The sequence below is a fragment of the Streptomyces sp. NPDC007084 genome (genome assembly GCF_040703595.1).
Taxonomy (GTDB): Bacteria; Actinomycetota; Actinomycetes; order Streptomycetales; family Streptomycetaceae; genus Streptomyces.
Genome location: NZ_JBEYFY010000041.1, coordinates 27001 through 53738, shown reverse-complemented (window position 1 = coordinate 53738; position 26738 = coordinate 27001). Strand labels below are relative to the sequence as shown.

The following is a 26738-nucleotide window of genomic DNA, read 5'->3' as shown; positions in this document are numbered from 1 at the left end:
TGCTTGCCGAAGATCCATACGCCGGTGTCGACGACGAGGTAGGAGGAGTCGACGTCGTCCGAGTGCTTGTCGACCTTGCCGATGCTTCCGTCGGTGGCCTCGACCTTGAATCCGGTCAGGTCGGTGCCCGCGGTGTAGCCGGTGGTCGGCTGGTAGCCCCAGATGCTGTCACTCATAAAACGGCTCCCTCATCGAATTTCGGTGCCGTCCACAGTCGTACGGTGGAGGCATTTCAGGTGTCATCGAATTCGGTGACGTTCCTTCAGTACGCCGAGTTCCCAGGGTTCTTGGCCTCACACATCCATTCCCGAATCGGTGCGGCCGGGGCCACCGGAACGGGAGGGGACACGGGTGGGGCCCGGCACCGTAGTGCCGGGCCCCACCCGTGGTGCTTGTGTTGTGCCGCCGTTCAGGCGTTTTACCAGCGGTACCAGCGGCCACGCTTGCCGCCACTTGCCGTCGGGCGGATCACGAACCCCAGGGCCCACACGATCAGCACGATCACGGCGATCCACCACAGGGCCTTGAGCGCGAATCCGGCACCGAAGAGGATCAGGGCGAGCAGAAGAACGAGAAGAACAGGAACCATGATTATCAACCTCCGGAGCATCGTGTGCCCGGAGGATCGGCCCGCACTCCTGCGCATCCCGATTATTCGGTGCCGGCTCCGAAGCGGCACGTTCTCTCGAAAAGTCGAAAGAAGGTGGCGGGTGCCTCTAATAGCGGCCCGTACGACATAGCGCCCCGTGGGACGTGTTTCGAGTGGAGGCCGTTGGCGTTGTCTGGCAGGGTGCGTTCGGTGGGAGCCGACGCCGGACCGGAGCACAGCCCTGACGGGCGGTTCATCATCGTGGGCGGGCGCCGCTGGCGGGCGACGGACCCGGACCTTCCCGAGGACGTCGCGGCGCGGCTCCGCTCCCACCTCATGGCGGCCCGGCGCGCGGTCGCCGCGGCCCGGCGCGCCGAGGACCCCGAAGCCGAACGGGCCGCACGCGCACGCGTACACCTGTCCAAGGTGGCCCTGGGGGAGCGGGGCACACCATGGTGGGAGCAGAGCGAGGAGGAACGCCGGGCACGCTGGCGCAAGGGCTTGGCCGAACTGGACTGAGTTCCCGCGGGCGCGGTCGCGGTCGCACAGTGCATGGCGGGACGCGGGCCGGAGAGTGCGGGGCCTTGGGCGGCGGTGGGGCGGTCGGCCTTGGAGAACGCGGGGCCTTGGGGGCGCTGGGGCGGTCGGCCTCGGAGAACGCGTGGCCTTGGGGGCGGTAGGGCGGTCGGCTTCGGAGAGCACCGGTTCCGGTGTGTCAGCGGCAGCGGCGGATACGGATGGGGCCGTGAACCTCGGCCGACGTGACAGGACGCCCACCCTGCGTGATCTCCACCTCGCCGGCCGCGACCAGCCGCCGGGCGGCGCGGCGAGCCGGTTCCATGAGGGCGCGCCAGCCGTCGTCATCCCCTTCGTGCACCGCCCGCGCGGCGTCGGACGGGCAGATGCTCGCGGTCGGGGCACGACGATCCAGCAGCTCCAGAATGACCCGCTCCAGCCGCCGCCCGGTCTCCGCGTCGTCGTAGGACACTCCACCAGTATCGTCGCCCCGCTACCGTTCCGACCGCACCCCTTGGACCACACCACCTGGAGTCACCAGTGTCATCGCCGCAAGTGCGCACCCCTGAGGAGAAGCTCGCGGACGCGAAGAAGCTGTTGGGTCTCCCGCGTATCGTCGTGATCTGCGGCTCCACCCGCTTCATGGCCGAGATGAACGAGGCCGATCTGCGGGAGACCAAGGATGGAAGGATCGTCGTCAAGCCGGGCTGTGACATGAAGTCGCCGCACGAACTGTGGTCCGATCCTGTCGAGGCCGGGGCGTTGAAGGTTCGGCTCGACGCTCTGCACCGGGCGAAGATCCGGCTCGCTGACGAGGTGCTCGTGGTCGGTGACTACATCGGAGACAGCACCCGAGCCGAGATCGCGTACGCCCGGTCGCTGGGCAGGCCCGTGCGGTTCACGCACCCCGAAGTCGACCCTGACGCCTGACCGTCCTCGTCTCGTCCGGCGGGGTGACCTGGAGCCCCTTGTGGGGCGGGCCCCTCAGGCGGGGGCGGCGTCGGTCGTGTCCCGGCGGCCCGGTGTGAGCAGGTAGGCGAGCGCCATGTCGCTGAGTTCGTCCGCGTATCGCCGCTTCGCCGCCTCACCGGCGGGCGCGTCGGGGCGTACGGAGTTGTGGAAGCAGGCGCCGAGCACCGCGCGCGCGGCGGTGTCCAGCGCGCTCGCGGGGTCGGCGCGGCGGATCTGGTCCATGTAGGGAGCCGCCGCGTCGAGCAGCAGGCGATGGATCACGGTGATGGTGCGCAGGCCGCGGTCCGGAGGCTTGGTCCCCCGGGCGCGCAGCAGTTGGGGGAAGAAGTTGCCGCCGTCCTCGAACGACTCCAGCAGGGCGTGCGCGTAGGCGTCCATGACGCCGGACAGTGACGGCTCGGCCGAGGACAGCCGCTCGGCCACGTACTCCTCGCGCCGGTCCAGCATGCGCTCCGTCAGCGCGTTGACGAGCTGTTCCTTGTCCTCGAAGCGCCGGTAGATCGTGCCGACCGAGACGCCGGCGCGCTCCGCGACGCCGGTGATCGTCATGTCCTCGATGCCCACCGACGAGGCGAGGTCCTCGGCGGCCTGGAGCACCCGGGCGAGTGTCGCCGCGCTGCGCGCCTGCCTCGGCTCCCGGTACGGCGCCGGGCGGTCGTGCTCGTCGGTCATGCCTCGCATCGTATCGGCGGCGGCTCCAGCAGGAACTTTTGACAAGTGGTGCACCTCTCTGCGTACCCTCATAACGTGAATGTGAATTTACATTCACATCATATGGGAGGTGTGGACCATGACCGACAAGCAGACGTCCATGACGGACGAGCGGACGCGGACGTCCGGAACGGACGAGCAGGCGTCCCCGGCGGTGACCGTGACGCTGGAATCGGGGCCCATCGGTTCCGGGACCATCGACGACTTCGAACTGTTCTACGCGCGCCGCGCCCTGGACCGCCTCAGGACGCGACTGGGCCGCGAGGGTCTGCTCGACCTGCTGGCCGCGGACATCGAGGAGGGCAACGCCTTCCTGCGGGAGTGCGCCCGTACCTCAGAGGGCCGGTTCAACGCGGGGACGACCGTGCTCGCGGCCCGCGGTCTGACCTCGGGGGAGTTCCTGGCCTGGATGGACGCGGCCTTCGCGGGCGACGACGAACGCCCGCTCCTCGCCGCGCACCCCGAGCACTACGCGATGGGCACCGACGCCATCGGCGCGCGCGTGGTGGAGAACATCGGCCCGCACGTCTGCTCGTTCTACATGGGCGGCTGGGGCACGGCGGCGATGGCCTGGGCCGAGGACGCGGACGAACTCCTGCCTGAGGCGGAGTATCCGCGCAAGATGTCCTCGAACCTCTTCCTGGAGGACGGCACCGTCGTCGGACGGGCGCTGATCCAGTTCGGCGACACCGCCGACGGGTTCACGGCGAACCTGACGGTCTACTTCCCGGCGTCCTGTCCGCAGGACGTCCTCGACCATCATCTGCGGCACTACGCCGTCGAGTTCAGGAACTGGATCGTCGCCGCGGCGGCTGCCCAGGTCTGAGCGGCGGGAGGCGGGAGCGCCCGCCCCGGCTGAGTCCTCCGGCGCGGCCCCGGCCCCGGCGTGCCAGGACGACCCACCCCGGCGCTCCCGCCGCCCGCGCCTCCGGCGTACGAGGGCCGGCGGTGCCCACCGCTCAGCGTCCCGCGCCCATCGCCCAGCGCACATAGTCCTGAGTCCTGCGCCCCGCCGAACCACCCCACCGTTCCAGCCGGCAACCGACCCCGTCCTTCCGGCGGCCGGTGCCCAGCAACGAAAGACCTCCACCATGTCGCACCACGTCACCCCGCCCGGTACGGGACGCAAACTGACTCTGGTCGTCCTCGGACTGGCCGCCCTGATCGCCGCGATGCTGTGCGCCTTCGCGCTGCCCTCGCTGCACAGCGGCCCGCACCACGTACCCATCGGTGTCACCGGACCCCGGCAGGCGGCCGAGGCGATCCGGGAGAACGTCGACGGGCCGGCGTGGGACATCCGCCTCTACCCGACCCCCGAAGCCGTCGAGAAGGCCGTGCTGCACAAGGACGTCGCGGGCGGCCTCGCGGTCACCGGCCACGGCGTCGACGTCTACACCGCCACCGCCGGCGGCCCCTCGGCCACCAGCGCCCTCACGGCCCTCGGTGACGGGGTCGCCCAGCAGAACAAGACGCGGGCCACCGTCCACGACCTGGTGCCGTTCACCGACGACGACCCCCGGGGCGCGGGACTGACCGCGGCGCTGATGCCCATGATCTTCGGCGGGATCTTCCCCGCCCTGATCCTCGGCAGTGTCTTCCCCGGCCACCGCGGGCTGCGGACCCGTCTCACCGGCGCCCTGCTGTTCTCCGTCGTGGCGGGCGCCGCCGTCGCCGCCGTCCTCCAGTTCGGCACCCACTCCATCGACGGCGACTACGGGATCACCGCGCTGGGCGTCATCCTCGGCATGGCCGCCATGTCCACCACCCTGCTCGGCCTCCAAGCCCTGCTCGGCATGGGCGGGTTCGCCCTCGGCGGCGCGCTCATGATGCTGCTCGGCAACCCGCTCTCGGGCCTTGCCACCGGCCCGCACTGGCTGCCCGACGGCTGGGCCACCGTCGGCCGGCTGCTCCCGCCGGGCGCGTCCGGCAGCCTGCTGCGTACGAACGCCTTCTTCGACGGAACCGGTGCCGCCACCCCCGCGCTCGTCCTCGCGGCCTGGGCCGCCGTCGGGGTCGCCTTCGTCCTCCTCGCCGACCGGCGGGGCCGGCGCGCGACCCCGGACTCCCATGGCGCCGCCACCTCCGGGACGACCGACGTCTCACATCCCGAACTCGTCACACGCTGAATCCCAGTGGCCTCCGGTCCTACGGGATCGGTTCCGGGCCTGAGCACAGGACGCAGGAGACGGCCCCCCGCCTCCGACCCCATCCCCAGGAGGTTCACCATGCTTCGAACCGGAGTTCTCGCCGGTCCCGTCAGCGGGCTCGCGTACGAGACGCCGACCTGTTCCGGACTGACGAACGAGAGAGGGGAGTTCCGCTACCGGGACGGGGAGCGGGTCGCCTTTCTCCTCGGGGAGACCGCGCTCGGCACCCTCAAAGGCGCCCCGCGTGTGCACCTGGCGCAGATGGTCGCCCGCGTCGACGGGAGCCCGCACAAGCTCAAGGACCCCGGCCTCACCAACATCGCCCGACTGCTCTTCACCCTCGGCCGCGACGCAGTGCCCGACCACGGCACCCGGATAGCCCCCGAGATCCATGGCATCGTCGGCGACCGCCCGCTGGACTTCCGCCGTGACATCGCCTTCGCCGGCCGCGAGGACGACGAGATCCGGGCGTTCACCGAGGACCCCGTCGTCGTCTCGCTGCTCGCCGACCTCAACAGCGCCGGCGTCTTCGACGACCGCACACCGCGCCGGCTGTGCACCCCGGCCGCCGCCCGCAACGAGCTGCGCCGCAACGCGATGGGCATCCGCCGCCACCGCGACGTCAAGATCCCCCTCGCCAACGGCTCCCACCTCTACGCCGACGTGTTCCGCCCCGCCGAGGACGGCGCATACCCGGTGATCATGAGCTGCGGTGTGTACGGCAAGGCGTTCAACCACCACTCCATCTGCGGCGACGAGGACCTGGAAGAGCACGAGCGGATGGAGGACGAGTACTTCCACGGGAACGCCGACGGGATTCCCTGGGAGAACCACGAGACCGTCAACACCGCCGCCTGGGTGCCGAACGGCTACATCGTCGTCCGCGTCGACGGGCCCGGCACCGGCAAGAGCCCCGGCACGCTGGCCCCTTGGGGCATCTCCACCGCCGAGGCCTACAAGGAGGCCATCGAGTGGGCGGGCGAACAGCCCTGGTCCAACGGCAACGTGGGGCTGTGGGGCATGTCCTACCTCGCCGTCACCCAGCACGCCGTGGCCTCCCTGCGCCCCGCCCACCTCAAGGCGATGATCGCCATCGGCACCGACATCGACCTGTACGAACAGGTCGCCTACAACGGGGGCATCCTCAACGAGGAGTTCTTCCCGCACTGGTACCGCAACGGCCTCGTCCCGGCCGTCTGCGGCGAACTCGACGCCGTGGACTTCCTGAAGGCCATGCGGGACAGCCCGTTCAAGGACTCCGACCCCAAGGCCGTCTTCGGGCCGCGCGCCGAGGTCTTCATGAGCCCGGACATGAGCGACGTGACCGTGCCGCTCTGGGCCGTCGCGGCGACCACCCATGTGAGCCATCTCCACCAGCTCGGCAGCAGCGAGACCTATCTGCACACCCCGACGCCGCACAAGAAGCTCGACTTCTGGGAGGACTGGCTCGTGAAGTCCTACGCGGCCGAGTCCGTGGCCGACCACATGGCGTTCTTCGACCACTGGCTCAAGGGAGTCGACAACGGCGTCATGGACCGGCCCCCGGTGCGGCTGGAGATCCGCACCGGCAACGGCGCCTCCTACCTCCAGGAGGAGGACGAATGGCCGATCGCGCGGACCGCGTACACCAAGTGGTACTTCGACGCCGCACCGGCCGCGTGGAGCGGTGACGGCACCCGGGACGACTTCCTGCGCATCGCGCCGACGCCGCCGGACGCCGAGGCCCGTGTGAGCTACTCCGCCGAGGTGCGGCTCCCCGACGCGACGCTCGGCCCCGAGAGCCTGCGCGGCGACGCGGCCTCGACCGCGACCGACCCGCGCACCACGGGAGTGTCCTTCATCAGCGAGCCGGTCACCGAGGATCTCGTCCTCGCGGGGTACGGCAAGGTCGCCCTGTGGGTCTCCGCCGACAGCCACGACATGGACCTCTACGTGTCGCTCCGCGTCGTCGACGAGCGCAACCGGGAGGTCGACTACTCCGGCCCCACCACCATGGGCCTCAAGACCGGCCACTACCCGGTGGCCAAGGGCTGGCTGAAGGTCTCGCACCGCACGCTCGACGCCGCGCGCAGCACCGAGTACGCCCCGAAGCACACCCATCTCAAGGGCGATCACGCGCCGTTGGCCGACGGCGAGGTCGTCCCGGTGGAGATCGAACTGATCCCGCACACGGCCCTGGTCCGCGCGGGCCACCGCATCCGCGTCGACATCCAGCCCTACGACGGCCTGGGCCACGGCACGCACCACGCCTACGACCCGAGCTATCACACCGGGGCGGCCAACACCCTGTACACCGGTCCGACGCACCTCGGATACGTCCAACTGCCCGTCGTTCCCCGGCGATCGCATGCCTGAGCCGCGCTGAGGCGCCTCCGCGCCCGCCACTCCCTCCGCCTGCGGACCGGCCGGATCGCGGTCCGTAAGCGGAGTGCTCCTTCTTAACTGTGCCTTAAACGCGCCTTAAGGGTTCGCGGGCGGTGTGTCGAACTTCAAGTAACCCCAGTTCAAAGGGATTTGGTGATCCGCCGGGCCGGTTGGCCTCTTCGGCCGTCGTGCGTAGCATCGGGGCCCATCGGTGGCGTCCGGTGCCGTTGTGAGAGCGCTCTCAGGAGCCTTCTCCGATCATTCGCGGTGCCCGCGCCGGCCGTGCGCAGCACAACCGAACAGTCCCCTGGGCAGGGCGCGTTACGGCGCCCGCCCTCCGCACAACACCCCCCACAGCCTGGCCGCAGGCACAAGTACCAAGGAGCACCGCACCCATGACGCCTCGTCACCACCGTGACCTCTCCCGCCGCAAGATGCTCTTCGCCCTCGGCGGTGCCGCCGTGGCCGTCCCCGCGGTCGCCGCCGTCGCGCCGTACGCCCTGGCCGGCCCGACGGACGCCTCCACCAAGGCGGCCGAGGGCTCGCTCCCACTGACGATCGTCAACAACAGCGGCTCCTTCGACAACGCGTCGGTGCACGTCTACATCGTCGGCAACCAGGACGGCCGGCAGGTCCGCGTCACCCAGGACGGCACCCTCGCGCCCATATCCCTCGCCGACAACGGCGCGGACGGGTTCACCGACTACGCGCTCACCCTCTCCGGCAGCGGCGAGACTCAGCTCAGCCTCCCGTACATGTCCGGACGCATCTACGTGTCGCTCGGCGAGAAGCTCAAGTTCAAGGCCGTCGCGGACGGCGACGGCAACGCGGCGCTCCAGTTCCCCGCCGGCTGGGTCACCTCCGACCCCAACTACCCGGTGCTGCACGACTGCGCCGAGTTCACGTACAACTCCTCGGGCATGTTCTGCAACACGACCATGGTCGACATGTTCAGCGTCCCGCTCAGCATCCGGCTCAACGGCGACAAGGAGCAGACCACCGGCACCGTCCGCGAGGGCGGGCGTGCGGCGGCCTTCGCGGCGGTGAAGGGCGTCGAGGCGTTCGCGCCCCTGGTGGTGGACGACGTCCGCATCATCGCGCCGGGTCACGGTCTCGACGCCGGCCTGTTCGCGAAGGACTACTTCGCCCCGTACATCGACGAGGTGTGGAGCACGTACACCGGCAAGGATCTGACCGTCACCACCAACGCCGGGACGTTCACCGGGCGGGTGCGGGCCGACAAGTTCACCTTCGACGGACCCGCCGCCGTCTCCTTCGACAAGCCCTCCACCCGTGACGTCCTGTTCTGCGACGGCAACCTCGCCGCTCCCAACGACGGGACGACCGGCCCGGTGGCCGCGGTGCTCGGCGCGGGCTTCAACCGCTCCACCCTGCTCAGCAACCCGGCCCAACCGACCACCTCCGCCGACGACTTCTACCGGACCGACCTCACCAACCACTACGCCAAGGCCGTCCACGCCGCCACCGAGGACGGCAAGGCCTACGGCTTCGCCTTCGACGACGTGGCCGACTTCGCCTCCTACATCCAGGACACCGCCCCCACCGCGATCCGCCTGACGCTCACGCCGTTCTAACGTTCCGGAGCACAACTCCCGCTCCAGGGGCGGCACATCGGGGAGTCACCGCGCGGTCGGCGGCGGTGACTCCCCGCCGCGTCCCTCGCCGGCCGCGCCGCCGAGGGCGGGCGCCGTACGTCAGCGGTGCGCGAGCGTGGCCTTCGCGAGGACCTTGTCGATGCGCGGCAGGGTGCCCTGGTGGCCGACCCACCCGCGCGGGGTCTCCAGCTCCTCGCGCGCCGCGCGGTCCCCGGTCAGGGCCAGTGCGACGATGCCCGCCTCCGCCATATGAAGGGCCCGGGGCGGGTCACCGGACCGCTGGTCCAAGGAGATCTCCACGAGTGCGGCGACGGCGCCGATCGTCTCCCGCGTGACGGGCAGCAGACCGAGCGTCCAGCCGAGCCCGCGCAGCGCGTGGGAGTTGCAGGCGCCGAAGCGGGTGTTCACGTCGAACGGCAGATTCCGGTGGCCGACCAGCGGGACCGTGCGGTCGAGCGCGGCCGGCTCGGACCAGACCGGCAGCGCCGCCCGTACCGCCTCCGGGCCGGCCTCCTCGACCAGCGCCGGCGCGGCCCGTCGCCAGGTCGCCGACGGCGCGCTCGCGGCCCGCATCACAGCACGGGACAGCTCCAGCAGCTCACCACGCTCGGCGAGCGCCCGGTATTCGGCGGCCTGTTCGACCTGTACCTGGCTGTCACTCAGCCATCCGCTCATGAACCGGAGCACAGAAGAGGCCGTGTCGTCCCCTGCCGCCCGGATACCGGTCCGTTACGCTCGCAGCGCCGCACCGGGCCCGAGACCACGGAGGACAGCACGGCGGGGATCAACCGTGAACGCCTCGTCAGGACGCTGACGTTCTGGCTGCGTCCCGCGTTCGCGTTGCGCGTCCTCAACCGGTTCCAGAAGATCGTCGGCTTCGACCGGTCGATGGCCCTGGCCTCCAGCGCGCTGACCGCCATGATCCCGCTCATGATCCTCTGCGGCGCCGTCCTCAGCAGTTTCTCGGAGTACGACGCCGCCGAGCGGATCATCAGCCGCTACGGCCTCACCGGACAGGGCGCCGAGGCGGTCAGGTCGCTCCTCGCCCCCGCCGACGGCACCAGCGCGAGCGTCGGCGTCTTCGGCAGCCTGTTCCTGATCATCTCGGTGCTGAGCTTCGCCCGCGCCACCCAGCGCCTGTTCGAACAGACCTGGCAACTGCCCCCGCTCAGCGTCCGCAACACCAGGAACGGCCTGTGGTGGATCCTGGCACTCGCCGGCTACACCGCCGTCACCGGCTGGCTGCACGCGACACTGGGCGGCAAGCCCCTGGGCGTCGCGGCCTCGGTGGTCGAGATCCCCGTCAGCATCGCCTTCCTGGTCTGGAGCGGCACCGTCCTGTCGGCCAAGCGCATCGCCTGGCGCGACCTCGTGCCCTTCGGCCTCACGGCCGCCGCCCTCACCGCCCTCTACTCCGTGGGCGCCTCGATCTACCTGCCGCGCCTGTTCAACTCCTACACCGCGCGCTACGGAGCCGTCGGCGCCGTCTTCGCGATGATCTCGGCGCTGTTCGCCGCGATGTTCGTGCTGGTCGCCTCCGCCGCGTTCGGGCGGGAGATGCGCGAGGAACTCGTCAGGATCCGGGCGGGCGACCGGCCCTCCGACGACGAGGTCCGCCGCCAGTGGGACAGCGTGGTGGAACAGACCCGTTCGCGGTGGCGCTCGACCCGGGCCCAGGTCTCCCACCGCCGCGCGAAGAACGCCAAGGACGGCGCACCCTAGGTGGCGCGGGCGACGAGGAGGGCCACGTCGTCGTGGTCGTCGGAGTTGCGCAGCCCGTACAGCAGGAGGTCGCACAGCTCCTCCAGCGGCCGGCCGGGCTCGTCGAGGAAACTCAGCAGGACGTTCAGCCGGTCGTCGATGGGGTGCAGGCGCGTCTCCACCAGGCCGTCCGTGTACAGGACGAGGACGTCGTCGGTGGCCAGGTCGACCGTGGTGGTCTCGAAGGGGACGCCGCCGACGCCGAGCGGGGCGCCCGGCGGCAGGTCGAGCAGGACCGGCGCGGCGCCGGGGCGGGCCAGCGCGGGCGGCATGTGTCCGGCGTTCGCCACCCGGCACTGGCCGGTGTGCGGGTCGTACACGGCGTACAGACACGTGACGATGTAGTGCTCCAGATCGCAGGTGATCTTGTCGAGGTGCTGGAGCACATCGCCCGGATCGAGGTCGAGGTCGGCATAGGCGCAGGTGGCGGTGCGCAGCCGGCCCATGGTGGCCGCCGCGTCGATCCCGTTGCCCATGACGTCGCCGACGACCAGGGCGGTCCGGTCGTCCGACAGCGGGATGACGTCGTACCAGTCGCCGCCGACCTCGCTGGTGGCCTGGGCCGGCTGATAGCGGGACGCGACCTCCAGGCCGTTGAGGTTCGGCGGGTGCTCCGGCAGCAGGCTCCGCTGGAGGGTCACCGCGGTGTTGCGCACGCTCTGGAACCAGCGGGCGTTGTCGATGGCCACCGCGGCACGGCTCGCCAGCTCCGTCGCCAGCACCACATCGTCGTCGTCGAAGGGGACCGGGTTGCGGGTGCGCTTGAGGTCCAGCGCGCCGAGCACCTCACCGTGGGCGATCAGCGGCACGGCGAGATACGAGTGGACGCCGGCCCGGGCCAGCAGCGAGCTGGCCTGCGCGTCACGGGCGATGCGCGGAAGATCCTGGTCGCCGACATGCCGTATGAGGACCGGCCGGCCCGTGTGCACGCACAGGGTCACCATCCGGTCGCCCTCGTAGGCGGCCAGGTCGCCGGGCGGGTCGGCGGCGCGCAGGGCCACCGTGGGGTGGGACGCCTTGAGGGCCAGCGCGCGGAAGAACTCCGGGCCGTTGTCGGGGCGGCGCATACGACGGCAGGCCAGCGCCGAGTCGAGGACGTCCACGGCGACCACGTCGGCCAGCTCCGGGACCGCGATGTCCGCCAGTTCGCGGGCCGTCTGGTCCACCTCGAGGGTGGTGCCGACCCGGGTCGAGGCGTCGGCGATGAGCGCCAGACGCCGGCGCGCCCGGTCGGCCTCGGCGGCGGCCCGGTGACGCTCGGTGACGTCGACCACCGAGGCCGCCGCGCCCAGCACCCGGCCGCCCGGGTCCTCCAGCCGGTAGAACGACAGGGACCAGGCGTGCTCGTGCTCGGGGTCCACCGGCGGCCGGCCCACGTGGTACTGGTCGAGCAGCGGGGTGCCCGTGGTGAGCACCTGACGCAGCGCGGACTCCACGGTGTCGACGTCGGGGAACGGCAGTGTCTCCCGCAGACGCCGGCCGATGTGGTCCTCCGCGGGGATGCCGTCGATCCGCTCCAGCGCCGGGTTGACCATGAGATAGCGCAACTCGGGGTCCATCAGGGCCAGCCCGATGGGGGACTGGTTGATGAGCTGCTCGCACAGCGCGAGGTCGGTCTCCACCCGTTGCAGCAGGGTGTGATCGGCCGCGATACCGAGGGCGTACACATCACCGAGGTCGTCCAGGAGCCGCATGTTGCGGAACTCCATCAGGCGGGTGCTGCCGTCCTTGTGCCGGATGGGAAAGGCCCCCGCCCAGCTCCGGCCGGTCGCCAGCACCTCGGCGAACAGCTTCGAGACGGAGTGCAGGTGCTCGGGGTGGATGATCATGCGGGCCGCGTACTTGCCGAGGACCTCCTCCGCCGAGTAGCCGATCAGGTCCTCGGCCTGCGGAGTCCAGAACACGATCCGGCCCTCGGCGTCGAGGACCATCGCGGCGACGCTGAGGACGTCCAGCAGTCCGGTCGGCCGGTTCGCGTCGGGGCCGTGGCCCCCGCTCTCGGACTGCAAGGAATCGGCTGTCATCCCTGGCCCTCCTCCGCCGGCCGGCGCGGCATGCCGGCTCCGTCGCCGCTGTCGCACACGTCGGCACGAACCCCGGCCCTTCCATGCTGCGCCCTGACCCCGTCCCTGCCCACTCCAGAGGCCCTTCTTGGCATGTACGGAGCGGAGAGGCGGGTGAGCCGGCAGGAGGGGACTGGCGGGCCGGCGCGGTGACCCGTGCGGGTCAGCTCCGGAGGGATTCCCAGCTCGCGGCCAGCCGCTCCTGCTCCAGACGCCGGAGCCGCGCGCGGGAACGCGGATGGAGCACGGGCGCGACCGACAGGCCGCCGATCAGGATGAGGGTGCTGGCCACTCCCGCGACTGGCACACGTTCATTTTGTCGCACGGGTACCCGTGGCGGTCCTGTTCGGCCGGCCCGCCTACTCGGCCGACTCGGCGGGCCGGCGGGCTGGCGGGCTGGCGGGCTGGCGGGTCGATAGTCCCGGGCGGTCCCCAGGGCGCCGCCAGAGCTGGCGCCGCCCCCCGCGGGCCCCGGAGCCCCCGTATTGGGGCCCCGGAGCCACCCGGCTCGCCCACGGGAGGGCCGGGAGGCCGCGACGCCGGGAACAAGATCCGGTCTTGCCGAAAAGGCGGTCAGCGCAGCCGCGCCGCGGACAGGCCGCCGTCGACGTCGAGGGTCGCGCCGTGGACGAAGGCGGCCTCGTCGGAGACGAGGTAGCGGACGGCGTAGGCGATGTCGACGGGACGTACGGGTGCGCCGGCGGGGGTGGCCTTGGTCATCTCCGCGAGCACGCCCGCGCTCCTGGCGGTGCCGAGGGTGGCCGTGGCGCCTGGGGCCACGGTGTTGACGCGGACGCCGTGCGGACCGTACTCGGCGGCCCAGGCGCGTGTGAGCTGTTCGACGGCGGCCTTGGTCGCCGGGTACAGGGCCTTGTACGGGACGCCGACCCGCGCCATCCAGGAGCCGATGTTGATCACGGCGCCGCTGCCGCGGGCGGCCATGCGCGGGGCGAGGGCGGCGACCAGGACGTGCGGGGCGCGGATGTTGGTGGCCCACAGGGCCTGCATCTCGTCGTCGGTGACGGTGGCGGTGGCGCCGCCCGGATAGACGCCCGCGTTGTTGACGAGGATGTCGACCCTTCCGCCGAGCGCCTCCTCGGCCTGCTCCGCGAAGGCGCGTACGGCGGCCGGCGCGGCGCCCAGGTCCGCGGTGAGGGCGTGGGCGCGCCCGCCCGCCGCCAGGATCGCGTCGGCGACGGCCCGCGTACGGTCCCGGTCCCGGCCGCTGACCACCGTCTCGGCGCCGGACGCCGCCAGCACGCGCACGACGGCCTCGCCGATGCCGCCGGACGAGCCGGTGACCAGTGCGGTGCGGCCCCCGAGGGCGCCGTCGGCGGTAAGGCTGGACAGGATCTCTTCGTTCGTTCGCATACGTCGATCGTGGCCCGGCGCAGGCGCGGGCGTATTGCCTGGAACGATCAGTGTCTTGCCTGATGACGACTCGCCGCCGGGACGGTACGCGTGCGGAGGCGGAGGCGGAGGCGGATGCGGATGCGGATGCGGAAGCGGACGCGGGTCGGATACGGATCGGACGCGGGTCGGGTCGGATTCGGATGCGGATCGGATCGGATCGGATTCGGATGCGGGTCCGCTTGCGGCTCGCGCTCCGGCGCAACGGGTCCGGACCGTACGAAACCGGTTCGCGGGACGGCACTCGGCCCCGGGCGCCCGACACAGGCTCCCCGCCTCCGCTCCCGCCGTGCGGCCCGGACCCCGGCATCGGGTTGGATGTGACGTGTGGACGACGTGACCGACGACGTGACCAACGCGGTGATCGCCGACCGGCTCGACCGGGTGGCCGACGTGATCCTGCGCCGGGCGGGCGACCGGGCGCTCGCCGCGCGCCTCGGGCTCCGCCTCAGCCGGGTCACCGCGCCGACCGGCCTGGCGTACCAGCGGTACACCCCGTCGCTGTCGGTCGTGGCGGCCGGCCGCAAGCGTTCCATCGTCGGCGACGACGACAGGGTGTGGGGGCGGGACGGCTTCCTGATCACGCCCGTCGATCTGCCGGTCGTGACGGCCGTGGTCGAGGCCGAGGAGCCGCGCGGCTTCCTGTCCGCGCGCTGGGAACTCTCACCGATCGTCATCGCGGAGGTCGCCGCCGCGATGACGGTGCCGGGCGGCGGGGGACGGCGGGCCGCGCCCGGGAAGCGGCTCGGCGGCTGGACGGTCCCGCTCGCCGACGCGTTCGCGCGGCTGGTCGCGCTGCTCGACGAGCCCGAGCAGATCGCCGTGCTCGGCCCGCTGGCCTGCCGGGAGGTCGTGGTCCGGCTGCTCCAGACCGACCAGGCGCCGCGCGTCCTCGCCATGGTCGCGGACAGCGACGCCGTAGTGCCGCGCGCGGTGAGCCTGATGACCGGCCGTATGGCCGAGCCGTGGACGGTCAAGGCGCTGGCGGCGGCGGTCCGGTGCAGTGAGCCCACGCTCTTCCGGCGGTTCAAGGACGCGACGACGATGACGCCCATGCAGTACCTCAAGCGGCTGCGGCTCGGCGAGGCGCGGCACCGGATGGTCGTCCTCGGCGAGGCCGCGGCGCAGGCCGCCTCCGCCGTCGGCTACCGCAGCGCCTCGCACTTCTCGCGCGACTACCGGCACGTCTACGGCCGCCCACCGGCCGCGGACGCCGCGAACACCCGCCTGTGGCTGCGGACTTCGGAACCGGGCACGCCGGAACCGGGCAGGCCGGGGTTGGGGACTCCGGAACCGGGGTCCACGGAGTCGCCCGCCGCCTCCGGGCCGGGCACGTAGGCACCCGCGGCACACCGCGGCAGTCGCGCTCGCCGAGCGGCGGGCCGGCGCCGATCGCGCCGTCCGTCACGAGATCACCCAGGTCGTAATCACGCAGGTCGCAATCACGCAGGTCGTCCGGTGCCCACGGCGCGACCGGCACAAGGAACCGGTCATGGGACGGTCGCGAGATCCGCCGGAGGCGCTTCAGACGTCCTCGGCCTCGGTCGCCTCGTGGAAGGCGACGATCGACTCGCCGTTCGCCCTCGCCCATTCGCTCAGGACGCCGATCGGCTCCCTCAGGGTGTTCCCGAGTTCGGTCAGGCTGTACTCGACCCGGGGTGGCGCCTCCGCGTACACCCGCCGTTCGACCAGCCCGCTCTTCTGGAGCCGCCGCAAGGTCTGCGTCAGTACCTTGCGGGAGACCCCGCCGATCAGTTCGGCCAGCTCGCCGTGGCGCAACGGGCCCTTGCTCAGCGCGAAGAGCGTGACCACGGCCCATTTGCTGGAGATGACCTCGATGGCCAGCCGGGCGGGACAGTCCGCGAGGAAGACGGTGCCGGGGCGGAGGCTCATGAGCCGAAGGGTACCTTTTGGTTCCTGTCGGCTGCCTACCGTCGGAGACACGCAGGGCCCCACCTGCCGGTACACCGACCCCGAGGAACCAGCCATGACCACCCGGAACACGTACGTCCTCGTCCACGGCGCCTGGCACGACGGACGCTGCTGGGAGCGCGTCGCCGCACTGCTCACCGCCGAGGGCCACCGCGTCCTCACCCCCTCGCTCACCGGCCACGGCGACAAGGCCCACCTGCTCGGCCCCGAGGTCGGGCTGACCACCCACATCGAGGACGTCGTCGGCCTCGTCCTCGGCGAGGACCTGACCGACGTCGTCCTCGTCGGCCACAGCTACGCGGGGATGGTCGTCTCCGGGGTGGCGAACCGGATCCCGGAGCGCGTCCGGCGCCTGGTGTACTTGGACGCGATGGTGCCGACGCACGGGGAGAACGCCATCGACGTCATGCCGATCACACAGGCCATGATCGACGCTGCCGCCGCCACGGACCAGCCCTGGCGTATTCCGCCGTTGCCCGAATTCCCCGCGCCCCAGGGCCTGTTCGGCGTCACCGACCCCGACGACATCGCCTGGCTCAGGGCCACCCTCACCGACGAGTCCGTGCTCTGCTTCCGGCAGCGGGTCGAGATGGACAACCCCGCGCAGGCCCTCATCCCCCGGGTCCACATCCGCTGTGTCGGCAGGGAACCCGAGGGAGTGACCCGACGGCCCGTCCCGGAACTTCAGCCCAACGGGCAGCCCTCCCGGGTCCATGAGCTGAAGAGCGGACACGACTGCATGATCACCGATCCCGGCGAACTCGGCGCGCTGCTGCTCGAAGGGATCTGACGCGCCGAGCCGGGGGAGCGGCGAACGCGGTGTGACGCCTCACCGGGCGCGGAGTGTGACGTCCCGCGCTTAGCCGAGGGCCTTGACCGCCTGGTAATAGGTCCAGGCCGTGCTGGTGCAGGTGGTCTTCGTGGCGCCGCTGTAGGCCTCGCACACCCGCTTGAGGTCCTCGTAGAGGGCGCTGTCGAGGCGGGGCTTGTTGGCGGTGAAGGTGCCGGCCGCCTTGTAGTTGCGGTAGCCGAAGTCATGGCGGGCGCAGGAGGTGGCGAAGGGGAAACCGAAGGGGTTGTCCGGCGAGGAGGAGCAGTAGTCGGTGGACCAGTCGAACGAATACGCCGACCAGGCGGCCTGGTTGGAGCGCGCGGCGACCCAGAGGTTGTAGCTCGACGCGCTGGTCTGGGTCCAACTGGACAGGATCTGGGGCTTGTCGGCAGGAGCGGCGGTGGCCGTGCCGGCGGTCGCGGTGATGGTGACCACGGCCATGACCGAGGCGGCAAGTCCGGTGGCGAGTCTACGGTGCATCCCACACCTCCATGAGGCTGCCGCCCGGTCGGGCGGCAGGTTCATGACAAGATGATCGGCACCTTGATCCTCCTTGCATAGCCTCTGTAGCTCAACAATCAATTAACTTGCGGTAGTTGGAAGGTGTGGCGGGCTGGAGGAGGGGGTGGAGCCGGGTCATACGTGTCGGAGTCGGCCGTATGCGGCGGGGTTGGGCCGTACGTGGCGGGCCGGGCCGCACTCGGTGGGGTCGGTGAACCGCGCATGTGCCGGAGCCGGGCGGGACGTACGCGGCGGGGGCGGTGAGCCGCATGTGCCGGGGGCGGGCGGGGCCTACGCGGCGAGGGCGGGCAGGACATACGCGGCGAGGGCGGGCGGACGTACGCTCGGCGCCTCGACCTCCGGCGGCCAGGACGCCGTCCCTGACCGGATCGGTCCGCACCCGGACCCGATGCGGCCTGTCCCCGCCCCGCCCTCGGCGGCCAGAGTGGGGACATGACCCGAGCACTCGTCGTCATCGACGTCCAGGAATCCTTCCGCGCCCGCCCGCTGTGGGAGACCATCTCCAACCCGAAGATCGCCCACCAGGTGGACCGACTCGTCCGGCTCGCCCGGCGGGCCGGCGACACCGTCGTGTGGGTGCTGCACTCCGAGCCCGGCAGCGGCGGCGTGTTCGACCCCGCCCTCGGCCACGTCCGGCTCCTGGAGGAACTCCACCGGGAGGAGGGCGAGCCGCTGATCCAGAAGACCTCGCACAACGCCTTCACCACCACCAATCTCCAGCAACTGCTCACCGAGCGCGGCATCCGCGAACTCCTCGTCTGCGGCATCCGCACCGAGCAGTGCGTCGAGACCACCACCCGCGTCGCCGGCGACCTCGGCTACGACGTCACCTTCGTCACCGACGCCACGGCCACGAACCCCATCGCGCACCGCGACGCACCCGCCGACCAGTCCGTGGCCGACCTGCTGGCCGACCCGCGCACCCTGAGCGCCGACGAAGTCATCCGGCGCACCGAGTACACGCTCGCCGGCCGCTTCGCGACCATCGCCACCGTCGACGAGCTGGAAGCCGCGGCCACTTCTCGGGCATGATGACCGGATCGTGAGCCGCATCGTCTTCTTCCTGGTGCCCGGAGTCCATCTCCTGGACCTCGCGGGACCCGCGCAGGCCTTCTCCACGGCCGCCGACTTCGGGCACCCGTACACCCTCCACTACGTCGCCGAGCAGCCGCAGGTGCCGACCGCCCAGGGGCTGCCCCTGGTGGCCCGGCTCGACTGGCCCGAGCTTGGCCCCGAAGACCTGATCGTGGTCCCCGGCTGGCGGGCGGTCGACCTCGCCGACGGTCCCGCCATCGGCGAGACGACCCTGCGCGTCCTGCGCGAGCACCACGCCGGCGGCGGCACCGTCGCGAGCGTCTGCGCCGGAGCCGACGCGCTCGGCCGCGCCGGGCTCCTCGACGGCCGCCGCTGCACCACCCACCACGACGTCCAGGAGGCATTCGCCCGCCGCTACCCTCGGGCGGTGGTCGTCCGCGACGTGCTCTACACCGCCGACGACCGGGTGGTCACCTCGGCCGGCATCGCCAGCGGCATCGACCTCGCGCTGCACCTCGTCGCCACCCGGCACGGCCCCGCCGTCGCCGCCCAGGTGGCCCGGGACATGGTGGTCTACTCACGGCGCAACGGACACGAACCGCAGGCCAGCGCCATGCTCCGCTACCGCTCCCACCTCGACGACACCGTGCACCGCGCCCAGGACCTGGTCGACGCCCGCTTCGACCAGACGCTCCCGCTGCCGGACCTGGCCGCCGCCGTCGGCGTGAGCGAGCGCACCCTCACCCGCCTCTTCACCCGCGCCACCGGCGGCCTCACCCCGCTGCGCTACCAGCAGGCACTGCGTCTGGAGCGCGCCGAGCACCTCATCGGCCACGGCCTCACCGTCGACGCCGCCGCCCGCGCGGTCGGCTTCGAGGACGCCCGCATGCTCCGCCGCCTGCGGGCCCGCACCGGCTGAGACACCGACGCCGTACGGACGCCTACGACCGAGTCCGACACCGTACGGGCACGGGTGAGCCGGCCTCAGGTGTCCCGGCCCGCCCCCGACAGCGACGCCCGCTGTCGTGCCGCCCGTACCGCCGCCGTCAGCGAGGCGATGTCGTAGGCGCCGTAGTGGCGGCGGCCGTTGACGAAGAACGTCGGGGTGCCGGAGACGCCGCTCAGGTCGGCGGACTCGACGTCCCTGGCGACCCGGGGCGCGCCCGCGCGGGCGCGCAGGTCGGCGCGGAACCGGTCGCCGTCGAGGCCGATCTCGTCGGCGTAGCGGAGCAGGTCCTTGGGGCTCAGGGCGCCCTGGTGGGCCATGAGGAGGTCGTGCATCTCCCAGTAGCGGCCCTGATGGTCCGCCGCCTCGGAGGCCTCCGCGGCGAGCTGGGCGCCCGGGTGCACGTCGGTGAGCGGAAGGTGCCGCCACACATAGCGGACGTCACCGAAGTCGGCGAGCAGCTCGCGCACCACGGGCTCGGCGAGCCCGCAGTACGGGCACTCGAAGTCGCCGTACTCGACCAGCGTCACCGGGGCGTCCAGCCGGCCGCGCACATGGTCGCGTGCCACGTCGACGGGCTCGCTGAGGTCGACGATGGCCTCACCCGTGCCGAGCAGGGCGCGGGCACGCGAACGCGCGTTCAGGGCGCCGATCAGCAGGGTGACGAGCCAGGTGACCAGGAACGAACACACCACGGCGGCCAGGATGCCGATCTTCGCCTGCTCCAGCCGGTCGCCGTCGAAGGCCAGCGACGCGATCAGCAGGGCCACGGTGAAGCCGACACCGGCCAGCGTGCCGCCCGCCGTGATGGCGCCCCAGCCCACGGGCGGTCGCAGACGGCCCCGGCTCGCCCGCGTGGTGAGCCAGGTCGCGCCGATGATGCCGGCCGGCTTGCCGATCACGTAGCCGAAGAGGATGCCGAGGGTGACGGGGGAGGTGAAGGCGTCGGCGAGCTGTCCGCCGCCGAGGGCGATGCCGGCGTTGGCGAGCGCGAAGAGCGGCACGATGACATAGCTCGTCCAGGGGTGGAACATCTGCTGGAGCCGCTCGTTCGGGGACAGCGTCGAGGCGAGCCCGCGGCGCACGGTGCGTTCCAGCTCCGGGGTGGGCTGCTCCCGGAAGCGCCGGAAGAGACGGCTGGCGTGCTCCAGATCGCCCCGGTCCGCCGTGTACGCGTACGTCAGCAGACCCATCGCGAGGCCCGTCACCACCGGGTCGACGCCCGACTTCAGCAGCGCCACCCAGATCGCCGCGCCCAGCACCCCGTACAGGGCCGGGACGCGCCGGCCGATGGTGCGGCGCAGCAGCAGGACGACCGCGAAGAGGCCGACGGCCGTCAGCAGGGCGGGCAGCGCGATGGACTCGCTGTAGGCGACGACGATGACGGCGAGCGCCACGAAGTCGTCCACCACGGCGATGTTGAGCATGAAGACCCGCAGATTGCCGGGCAGCCGCGACCCGAAGACGGCGAGCATGCCCAGGGCGAAGGCGGTGTCCGTGGACATGGCCGCACCCCAGCCGTGCGCGTCCGAACCGTGGCCCGCGGTGACGGCGAGATAGATCGCCACCGGCACGATCATCCCGCTCACGCCCGCCAGCACCGGCAGCGCCACCCGGCGCCGCTCCCGCAGCTCACCGAGATCGAACTCGCGGCGCGCCTCCAGCCCGACGACGAAGAAGAACAGCGTCATCAGACCGCTGTTGACCCACTCCCGCAGGCCCAGCGAGACTCCGCCCGACCCGATCCGTACGGACAGTTCGGTGCCCCAGAAGGACTCGTACGAGCCGGGGCCGATGTTGGCCCACGCCAGCGCGGCCAGCGTGGCGGCGAGCAGTACGGCGGCGCTGCCGGTCTCCGTCCGCAAAAAGGCGTGCAGCGGACTGCGGGGCTCGGTGCCGCACAGACTCTGGCCCGACAGGGACGACGACTCGGATGGCATGGTCACCCACCGATTCTCGCCCCGGACCCACCGGTCCACACGCCGCCACCCGGAGAGGACGTCCCCGGACGCCGTCACATCCGCCGTGTCCGCTCCGTCAGGGTGACGGACCGAGGACGCCGGCCGCGACCCGTCGGCGGCGGCCGACGGAAACACGGCCCGGCTTTCCGGGCGAAGCTGGTTGGATCGAGCCCGGCGACGTGGACGGGACCGCACAGGCGGCCCCGCCCGAGAGATGGAGAGATGATGAGCAAGGCCACGAGGACGGACGCGCAGCCGTCTGCGCCGCACGGTGCCGACAGCCACGATCTGATCCGCGTGCTGGGCGCGCGGGAGAACAACCTCAAGGACGTCAGCATCGAGATCCCGAAGCGCCGGCTGACGGTCTTCACCGGAGTCTCCGGCTCGGGCAAGAGCTCGTTGGTGTTCAACACCATCGCCGCCGAGTCGCAACGCCTCATCAACGAGACCTACAGCGCCTTCGTCCAGGGCTTCATGCCGACGCTCGCCCGGCCCGAGGTCGACGTCCTCGAAGGGCTCACCACCGCGATCATCGTGGACCAGCAGCGGATGGGCTCCGACCCGCGCTCCACGGTCGGCACCGCCACCGACGCCAACGCGATGCTGCGCATCCTCTTCAGCCGGCTCGGCAAACCGCACATCGGACCGCCGAGCGCGTACGCCTTCAACGTCCCCTCGGTCCGCGCGAGCGGCGCCATCACCGTCGAACGCGGCAACAAGAAGGCGGTCAAGGCCACCTTCAACCGCACCGGCGGCATGTGCCCGCGCTGCGAGGGCCGCGGCACCGTCTCCGACATCGACCTCGCCCAGCTCTACGACGACACCAAGTCCCTCGACGAGGGCGCGATCACCATCCCCGGCTACGGGTCGGACGGCTGGAACATGCGCCTCTACAAGGAGTCCGGCTTCGTCGACCCCGGCAAGCCGATCCGCGAGTACACCAAGAGGGAACTGCACGACTTCCTGCACCACGAGCCGGTCCGGATGAAGATCGCCGGCATCAACATGACGTACGAAGGGCTCGTCCCCCGGGTACAGAAGTCGATGCTCTCCAAGGACAAGGAGGCGATGCAGCCGCACATCCGGGCCTTCGTGGACCGCGCGGTCGCCTTCACCACCTGCCCCGAGTGCGACGGCACCCGGCTCAGTGAGGGCGCCCGGGCCTCGAAGATCAAGCGGATCAGCATCGCCGACGCCTGCGCCATGCAGATCAGCGACCTCGCCGACTGGGTCCGGGGTCTCGGCGAACCGTCGGTGGCGCCGCTGCTCACCGCGCTCCAGCAGACCCTCGACTCGTTCGTCGAGATCGGCCTCGGCTATCTCGCCCTCGACCGGCCGGCCGGCACGCTCTCCGGCGGTGAGGCACAGCGCGTCAAGATGATCCGCCACCTCGGCTCCTCCCTCACCGACGTCACCTACGTCTTCGACGAGCCCACCGCCGGCCTGCACCCGCACGACATCCAGCGCATGAACGAACTGCTGCTGCGCCTGCGGGACAAGGGCAACACGGTCCTCGTCGTGGAGCACAAGCCCGAGACCATCGCGATCGCCGACCACGTGGTGGACCTCGGCCCCGGCGCCGGTACGGCCGGCGGCTCCGTCTGCTTCGAGGGCACCGTCGCCGGACTGCGCACCGCCGACACCGTCACCGGCCGCCACTTCGACGACCGGGCCTCGCTCAAAAAGACCCCGCGGAAGCCCACCGGCACCCTGGAGATCCGCGGCGCGACGGCGAACAACCTGCGCGACGTCGACGTGGACATCCCGCTCGGGATGCTCGTCGTCGTCACGGGCGTGGCAGGCTCCGGCAAGAGTTCGCTCGTGCACGGATCGATCCCGGCCGGCGAGGACGTCGTCTCCGTCGACCAGAGCCCGATCCGCGGCTCACGGCGCAGCAATCCGGCGACGTACACCGGCCTGCTCGATCCGATCCGCAAGGCGTTCGCCAAGGTCAACGGTGTGAAGCCGGCCCTGTTCAGCGCCAACTCCGAGGGCGCCTGCCCCACTTGCAACGGCGCCGGCGTCATCTACACCGACCTGGCGATGATGGCCGGTGTCGCCAGCCCCTGCGAGGACTGCGAGGGCAAGCGGTACCAGGCCTCGGTGCTCGAATACCGCCTCGGCGGGCGGGACATCAGCGAGGTGCTCGCCATGTCCGTGGACGAGGCCGAGGAGTTCTTCGCCGCGGGGGAGGCGGCCACCCCCGCCGCGCGGCGCGTCCTCTCCCGGCTCTCCGACGTCGGGCTCGGCTACCTCACCCTCGGCCAGCCGCTCACCACCCTCTCGGGCGGCGAGCGGCAGCGCCTCAAGCTGGCCACGCACATGGCCGACAAAGGCGGCGTCTACGTCCTGGACGAGCCGACCACGGGACTGCACCTCGCGGACGTCGAGCAGTTGCTCGCGCTGCTCGACCGGCTCGTGGACTCCGGCAAGTCGGTCATCGTGGTCGAGCACCACCAGGCCGTGATGGCGCACGCCGACTGGATCATCGACCTCGGTCCGGGAGCCGGCCACGACGGCGGCCGGCTCGTCTTCGAGGGCACCCCGGCCGACCTCGTCGCCGCCCGCTCAACTCTCACCGGCGAGCACCTCGCGGCATACGTCGGAGGCTGACCGAAGCGCGCCCGCGGGCCCGGCCGTTCGCCGCCGGGTCCGCGGGCCGGGCTCTCGTCAGGCGACCGCGTCCCGGTAGGGGCGGAAGAACTCCCGGAGTTCCCGCGCGTACAGCTCCGGCTGCTCGAAGGGGGCGAAGTGGCCGCCGCGGGGCGGTTCCGTGGCGCGGGTGAGGTGGGTGGTGCGTTCGAGCCAGGCGCGCGGCGGGCGGACCATGTCGCCTGCGAAGACCGAGAAGCCGGACGGCACCTCGACGCGGCGGGCGAGCTGGGCGGGTGGGATTGCGGCGTTCGCGCGGTACATGCGCGTCGACGAACCGATCGTCTCCGTCAGCCAGTACAGCGTGACGTTCGTCAGGATCTCGTCCTTCGTGAAGCACCGCTCGACGTCACCGCCGCAGTCGCTCCACGCCCGGAGCTTCTCCACGATCCAGGCGGCGAGCCCGGCCGGCGAGTCGTTGAGCCCGACGGCCGCGGTCTGCGGCTTGGTGCGCTGGATGGCCGCGTACGCGCCCTCGGACCGGCCCCAGGCCGCCGCCTCCTCCATCCAGGCGCGTTCCTCGGGCGTCAGGTCGGCGGGGTCGCCGCCGAACACCGGCAGGCCCCCGTCCATGCGGTGGACGGCCACCACCCGGTCGGGGTGGTCGAGCGCGAGATAGCGGCTCACATGGCTGCCGAGGTCACCACCGGCCGCGCCGAAACGCCCGTAGCCGAGGACGGACATCAACTCGGCCCACAGACCGGCGACGGCGATGGAGTCGAGCGGGGCGCCGGCGGGACGGTCGGAGTAACCGAAGCCCGGGATGTCCGGCACGACCACGTCGAACGCGTCGGCCGGATCGGCTCCGTGGGCGCCGGGATCGGTCAGGAGCGGAATCACCTTCGTGTACCGCCAGAACGAGTCCGGCCAGCCATGGGTGAGGACCAGCGGCAGCACCGGACCGGCCGGTGCGACGGCCCGCGCGTGCACGAAGTGGATTCCGAGGCCGCCGACCGGGGCCCGGAAGTGGGGGAGCCTGGCGAGGGCCGCCTCCTGGGCCGGCCAGTCGAAGCCGTCCGCCCAGTAGGCGACCAGCTCGCGGAGGTAGCCGAGGTCCGTCCCGTAGGCCCACCCGGCGTCCTCGGGCGCGTCCGGCCACCGGGTTCCGCGCAGCCGCGCGCGAAGGTCGTCGAGTGCGGCGGGTGCCGTCCGCAAGGTGAACGGCTCGGGGCGGGAAGCGACATCGGCCATGAGGCGCATCCTACGGAGCCCCCCTCGCTTTGGGCTCGGACGCGCCCGGCTCCTGCCCCGGGTACGCGAAAGGGGCGGGAGCCCGGCACATGGCCGTCTCCCGCCCCGATCCGCCGACCGTCAGGTGCGGTAGGCGTAGTACGCGGCGTTCGGGTACGACGCGATGATGCTCGCCACCGACCTGTTGTAGGTGTTGGTGGAGTGGTACGACAGGTACGGCACACCCTGCGGGCTGCGGTACGTGACGATCATGCTGTGGTCCTTGGACCCGTCCTTGTTGAAGTCCATCTGGAGCACGTCGCCGATGTCCAGCTGGTAGACGTTGGCGAGGCTGGTGACACGCTTCGAGGACAGCGCGAACCACGAGAACTCGTTGACACCGATGAACGAGTCCGACTGGATGTCCGCGGTACCGAACCAGTTGTGGAAGTCGTTCGTGTAGCCGGGAACGTGCTTCCAGCCGCCGGCCTTCAGGGACTGGCTGACGAAGTTGGTGCAGTCTCCGCCCGCGCCCTCCCCGTTGAAGTCCGGGTACGCCGGGTTGTAGCTCTTCCAGTACTTGGCCGCGTACGCGACCATGGCCTTGTAGTCGTAACCCGAGGCCTTGAGGTTCTTCGGCTTCGCGGCCGGGTTCGGCGTGATCGCCGAACGGGCGGCGCTCGGCGGACCGTCGTCGGCGGTCTTCGGAGCGGCCACGAGCGGGGTGGTGGCGACCTGGTTGACCGCGACACCGTCGTCGGTGTCCCGGACACCGGTCAACTGCCAGTCGCCCTTGCGGTCCGCCTTGAAGGTCAGCTCGTGGTGCGCCTGGAAGCCCGTCGTCTTCGGCTCGGTGCCCCGCGTCTTGTCGTAGGTGAGCGTCGTCGTCTCGGTGACGGTGACGGTGGCGTGACGGCCCTTCACCTTCGTGCTGTCCAGCGAGACGCTCGTGTCACCCGCGCGGTACTTCTCGCCCAGCTTCGCCAGACGGTCCTTGCGGCCCTGGAGCTGCGACAGCGCGGACTTCTCGGTGCGGGACTGGGTGGAGGACAGCCGCACACCGCCGGAGAAGCGCGAGGTGTGCCGCTTGCTCTTCCCGTTGTCCACCAGGGCGTCGGTGCGGTCGGTGAAGACCGCGTCCGCCAGCCGCTGGAAGGTGGCCTTCGTGGCGGCGTCCACCTTGGGGTCGGCGGCCACATCCGCCGCTCCCGCGGACCAGTTGGGCAGCAGCGCGGCGCCGGCGACGACCGATGCGGCCGCCGCCGTGACTATGGTGGCGCGTCGCCGCTTACGGCTCAGTTTCCTTGATTTCAATGGTGTTCCCCTCTACGCCGGTATTCGATACCGGAGGCCGCATCCTCGCACGGCGTGTGTGGCTCCCGTGAAGGGGGTTGCCGACGTGATGGAGCTGTAATAGGCGGCCCTCCCGACGCCGTTGGGTCCCCGAGCCCCGGCGGCGACGGCCGCGCGGGTACGGGCCGGACCCGTCCCCGGCCCGGCCGGCCGGCCGGCGAGCGCGCGCCACGTACGCTTCGCGAC

Annotated in this window: 24 protein-coding genes and 1 pseudogene; 12 read left to right on the top strand and 13 right to left on the bottom strand. The window is 71.5% G+C overall.

Translation table 11 applies throughout. The annotated features are described in order from the left end of the window. Positions 1-176 (bottom strand): annotated as a pseudogene (locus tag AB0912_RS26465) (PRC-barrel domain containing protein); the annotation flags it as partial. 242 nt (positions 177-418) lie between these two features. Then, positions 419-589, bottom strand: coding sequence for a hydrophobic protein (locus AB0912_RS26460; RefSeq protein WP_366703943.1), 171 nt, complete (start codon positions 587-589; stop codon positions 419-421). 210 nt (positions 590-799) lie between these two features. On the opposite strand from AB0912_RS26460, the gene AB0912_RS26455 reads away from it, so the two are divergent. Then, a complete protein-coding gene (locus AB0912_RS26455; RefSeq protein ID WP_366703949.1) occupies positions 800-1108 on the top strand; it encodes a hypothetical protein in 309 nt (102 codons plus the stop codon). A gap of 196 nt (positions 1109-1304) precedes the next feature. On the opposite strand, the gene AB0912_RS26450 is transcribed toward AB0912_RS26455, so the two are convergent. Beyond that, positions 1305-1577: a DUF3253 domain-containing protein gene (locus AB0912_RS26450; RefSeq protein ID WP_366703941.1), complete on the bottom strand. Its 273-nt coding sequence runs from the start codon at positions 1575-1577 to the stop codon at positions 1305-1307. Between the two features lie 68 nt (positions 1578-1645). On the opposite strand from AB0912_RS26450, the gene AB0912_RS26445 reads away from it, so the two are divergent. After that, a complete protein-coding gene (locus tag AB0912_RS26445; RefSeq protein ID WP_366703939.1) occupies positions 1646-2035 on the top strand; it encodes a hypothetical protein in 390 nt (129 codons plus the stop codon). Between the two features lie 54 nt (positions 2036-2089). Here AB0912_RS26445 and AB0912_RS26440 read toward each other — a convergent pair whose 3' ends face one another. Beyond that, on the bottom strand, positions 2090-2749 hold the full coding sequence (locus AB0912_RS26440; RefSeq protein ID WP_366703937.1) for a TetR/AcrR family transcriptional regulator: 660 nt from the start codon (positions 2747-2749) through the stop codon (positions 2090-2092). A 118-nt stretch (positions 2750-2867) separates the two neighbouring features. Here AB0912_RS26440 and AB0912_RS26435 point away from each other — a divergent pair, with 118 nt between their 5' ends. The 4 genes from AB0912_RS26435 (at position 2868) to AB0912_RS26420 (ending at position 8894) form a co-directional block, all read left to right on the top strand. Beyond that, positions 2868-3614, top strand: a complete 747-nt coding sequence (locus AB0912_RS26435) for a hypothetical protein (RefSeq protein ID WP_366703935.1) — start codon at positions 2868-2870, stop codon at positions 3612-3614. A gap of 265 nt (positions 3615-3879) precedes the next feature. Beyond that, on the top strand, positions 3880-4914 hold the full coding sequence (locus tag AB0912_RS26430) for a hypothetical protein (protein WP_366703933.1): 1035 nt from the start codon (positions 3880-3882) through the stop codon (positions 4912-4914). A 99-nt stretch (positions 4915-5013) separates the two neighbouring features. Next, positions 5014-7290, top strand: a complete 2277-nt coding sequence (locus tag AB0912_RS26425; RefSeq protein WP_366703931.1) for a CocE/NonD family hydrolase — start codon at positions 5014-5016, stop codon at positions 7288-7290. 404 nt (positions 7291-7694) lie between these two features. Beyond that, on the top strand, positions 7695-8894 hold the full coding sequence (locus AB0912_RS26420) for a beta-1,3-glucanase family protein (RefSeq protein ID WP_366703929.1): 1200 nt from the start codon (positions 7695-7697) through the stop codon (positions 8892-8894). Between the two features lie 120 nt (positions 8895-9014). Here the strand turns inward: AB0912_RS26420 and AB0912_RS26415 are convergent, their stop codons facing one another. Next, positions 9015-9590: a hypothetical protein gene (locus AB0912_RS26415; protein ID WP_366703927.1), complete on the bottom strand. Its 576-nt coding sequence runs from the start codon at positions 9588-9590 to the stop codon at positions 9015-9017. 165 nt (positions 9591-9755) lie between these two features. On the opposite strand from AB0912_RS26415, the gene AB0912_RS26410 reads away from it, so the two are divergent. Beyond that, on the top strand, positions 9756-10637 hold the full coding sequence (locus tag AB0912_RS26410; protein WP_366703925.1) for a YhjD/YihY/BrkB family envelope integrity protein: 882 nt from the start codon (positions 9756-9758) through the stop codon (positions 10635-10637). Here AB0912_RS26410 and AB0912_RS26405 read toward each other — a convergent pair. From AB0912_RS26405 to AB0912_RS26395, 3 genes are all read right to left on the bottom strand, one after another. Then, on the bottom strand, positions 10634-12700 hold the full coding sequence (locus tag AB0912_RS26405) for a SpoIIE family protein phosphatase (protein ID WP_366703923.1): 2067 nt from the start codon (positions 12698-12700) through the stop codon (positions 10634-10636). The two genes, AB0912_RS26410 and AB0912_RS26405, sit on opposite strands and share 4 nt — an antisense overlap. Before the next feature lie 202 nt (positions 12701-12902). Next, a complete protein-coding gene (locus tag AB0912_RS26400) occupies positions 12903-13046 on the bottom strand; it encodes a hypothetical protein (protein ID WP_366703921.1) in 144 nt (47 codons plus the stop codon). A 266-nt stretch (positions 13047-13312) separates the two neighbouring features. After that, the gene (locus AB0912_RS26395) at positions 13313-14110 is read right to left on the bottom strand and encodes an SDR family oxidoreductase (protein WP_366703919.1); all 798 of its coding nucleotides are present in this window, start codon (positions 14108-14110) and stop codon (positions 13313-13315) included. Between the two features lie 366 nt (positions 14111-14476). Here AB0912_RS26395 and AB0912_RS26390 point away from each other — a divergent pair, with 366 nt between their 5' ends. Continuing rightward, positions 14477-15487 carry an AraC family transcriptional regulator gene (locus tag AB0912_RS26390; protein ID WP_366703917.1) on the top strand — a complete coding sequence of 337 codons (1011 nt, stop codon included), beginning with the start codon at positions 14477-14479 and terminating at the stop codon, positions 15485-15487. A 186-nt stretch (positions 15488-15673) separates the two neighbouring features. Here AB0912_RS26390 and AB0912_RS26385 read toward each other — a convergent pair whose 3' ends face one another. Continuing rightward, on the bottom strand, positions 15674-16042 hold the full coding sequence (locus tag AB0912_RS26385) for a helix-turn-helix domain-containing protein (protein ID WP_366703915.1): 369 nt from the start codon (positions 16040-16042) through the stop codon (positions 15674-15676). Between the two features lie 94 nt (positions 16043-16136). Here AB0912_RS26385 and AB0912_RS26380 point away from each other — a divergent pair, with 94 nt between their 5' ends. Further along, positions 16137-16871 carry an alpha/beta hydrolase gene (locus tag AB0912_RS26380; RefSeq protein WP_366703913.1) on the top strand — a complete coding sequence of 245 codons (735 nt, stop codon included), beginning with the start codon at positions 16137-16139 and terminating at the stop codon, positions 16869-16871. Positions 16872-16940: 69 nt separating this feature from the next. Here AB0912_RS26380 and AB0912_RS26375 read toward each other — a convergent pair whose 3' ends face one another. Further along, complete coding sequence (locus AB0912_RS26375; RefSeq protein ID WP_366703911.1) at positions 16941-17393, bottom strand: phospholipase; 453 nt, start codon at positions 17391-17393, stop codon at positions 16941-16943. Positions 17394-17867: 474 nt separating this feature from the next. Here AB0912_RS26375 and AB0912_RS26370 point away from each other — a divergent pair, with 474 nt between their 5' ends. Together AB0912_RS26370 and AB0912_RS26365 are read left to right on the top strand one after the other, a co-directional pair. Continuing rightward, positions 17868-18467: an isochorismatase family protein gene (locus AB0912_RS26370; protein ID WP_366703909.1), complete on the top strand. Its 600-nt coding sequence runs from the start codon at positions 17868-17870 to the stop codon at positions 18465-18467. A gap of 10 nt (positions 18468-18477) precedes the next feature. Continuing rightward, a complete protein-coding gene (locus AB0912_RS26365) occupies positions 18478-19389 on the top strand; it encodes a DJ-1/PfpI family protein (RefSeq protein ID WP_366703907.1) in 912 nt (303 codons plus the stop codon). Between the two features lie 65 nt (positions 19390-19454). Here the strand turns inward: AB0912_RS26365 and nhaA are convergent, their stop codons facing one another. Continuing rightward, complete coding sequence (nhaA, locus tag AB0912_RS26360; RefSeq protein ID WP_366703947.1) at positions 19455-21356, bottom strand: Na+/H+ antiporter NhaA; 1902 nt, start codon at positions 21354-21356, stop codon at positions 19455-19457. Between the two features lie 246 nt (positions 21357-21602). On the opposite strand from nhaA, the gene AB0912_RS26355 reads away from it, so the two are divergent. Further along, positions 21603-23990 carry an excinuclease ABC subunit UvrA gene (locus AB0912_RS26355; RefSeq protein ID WP_366703905.1) on the top strand — a complete coding sequence of 796 codons (2388 nt, stop codon included), beginning with the start codon at positions 21603-21605 and terminating at the stop codon, positions 23988-23990. Positions 23991-24047: 57 nt separating this feature from the next. Here the strand turns inward: AB0912_RS26355 and AB0912_RS26350 are convergent, their stop codons facing one another. Together AB0912_RS26350 and AB0912_RS26345 are read right to left on the bottom strand one after the other, a co-directional pair. Then, on the bottom strand, positions 24048-25220 hold the full coding sequence (locus AB0912_RS26350; RefSeq protein WP_366703903.1) for an epoxide hydrolase family protein: 1173 nt from the start codon (positions 25218-25220) through the stop codon (positions 24048-24050). Positions 25221-25340: 120 nt separating this feature from the next. Then, complete coding sequence (locus tag AB0912_RS26345) at positions 25341-26513, bottom strand: amidase domain-containing protein (RefSeq protein WP_366703901.1); 1173 nt, start codon at positions 26511-26513, stop codon at positions 25341-25343. Positions 26514-26738: the final 225 nt, after the last annotated feature.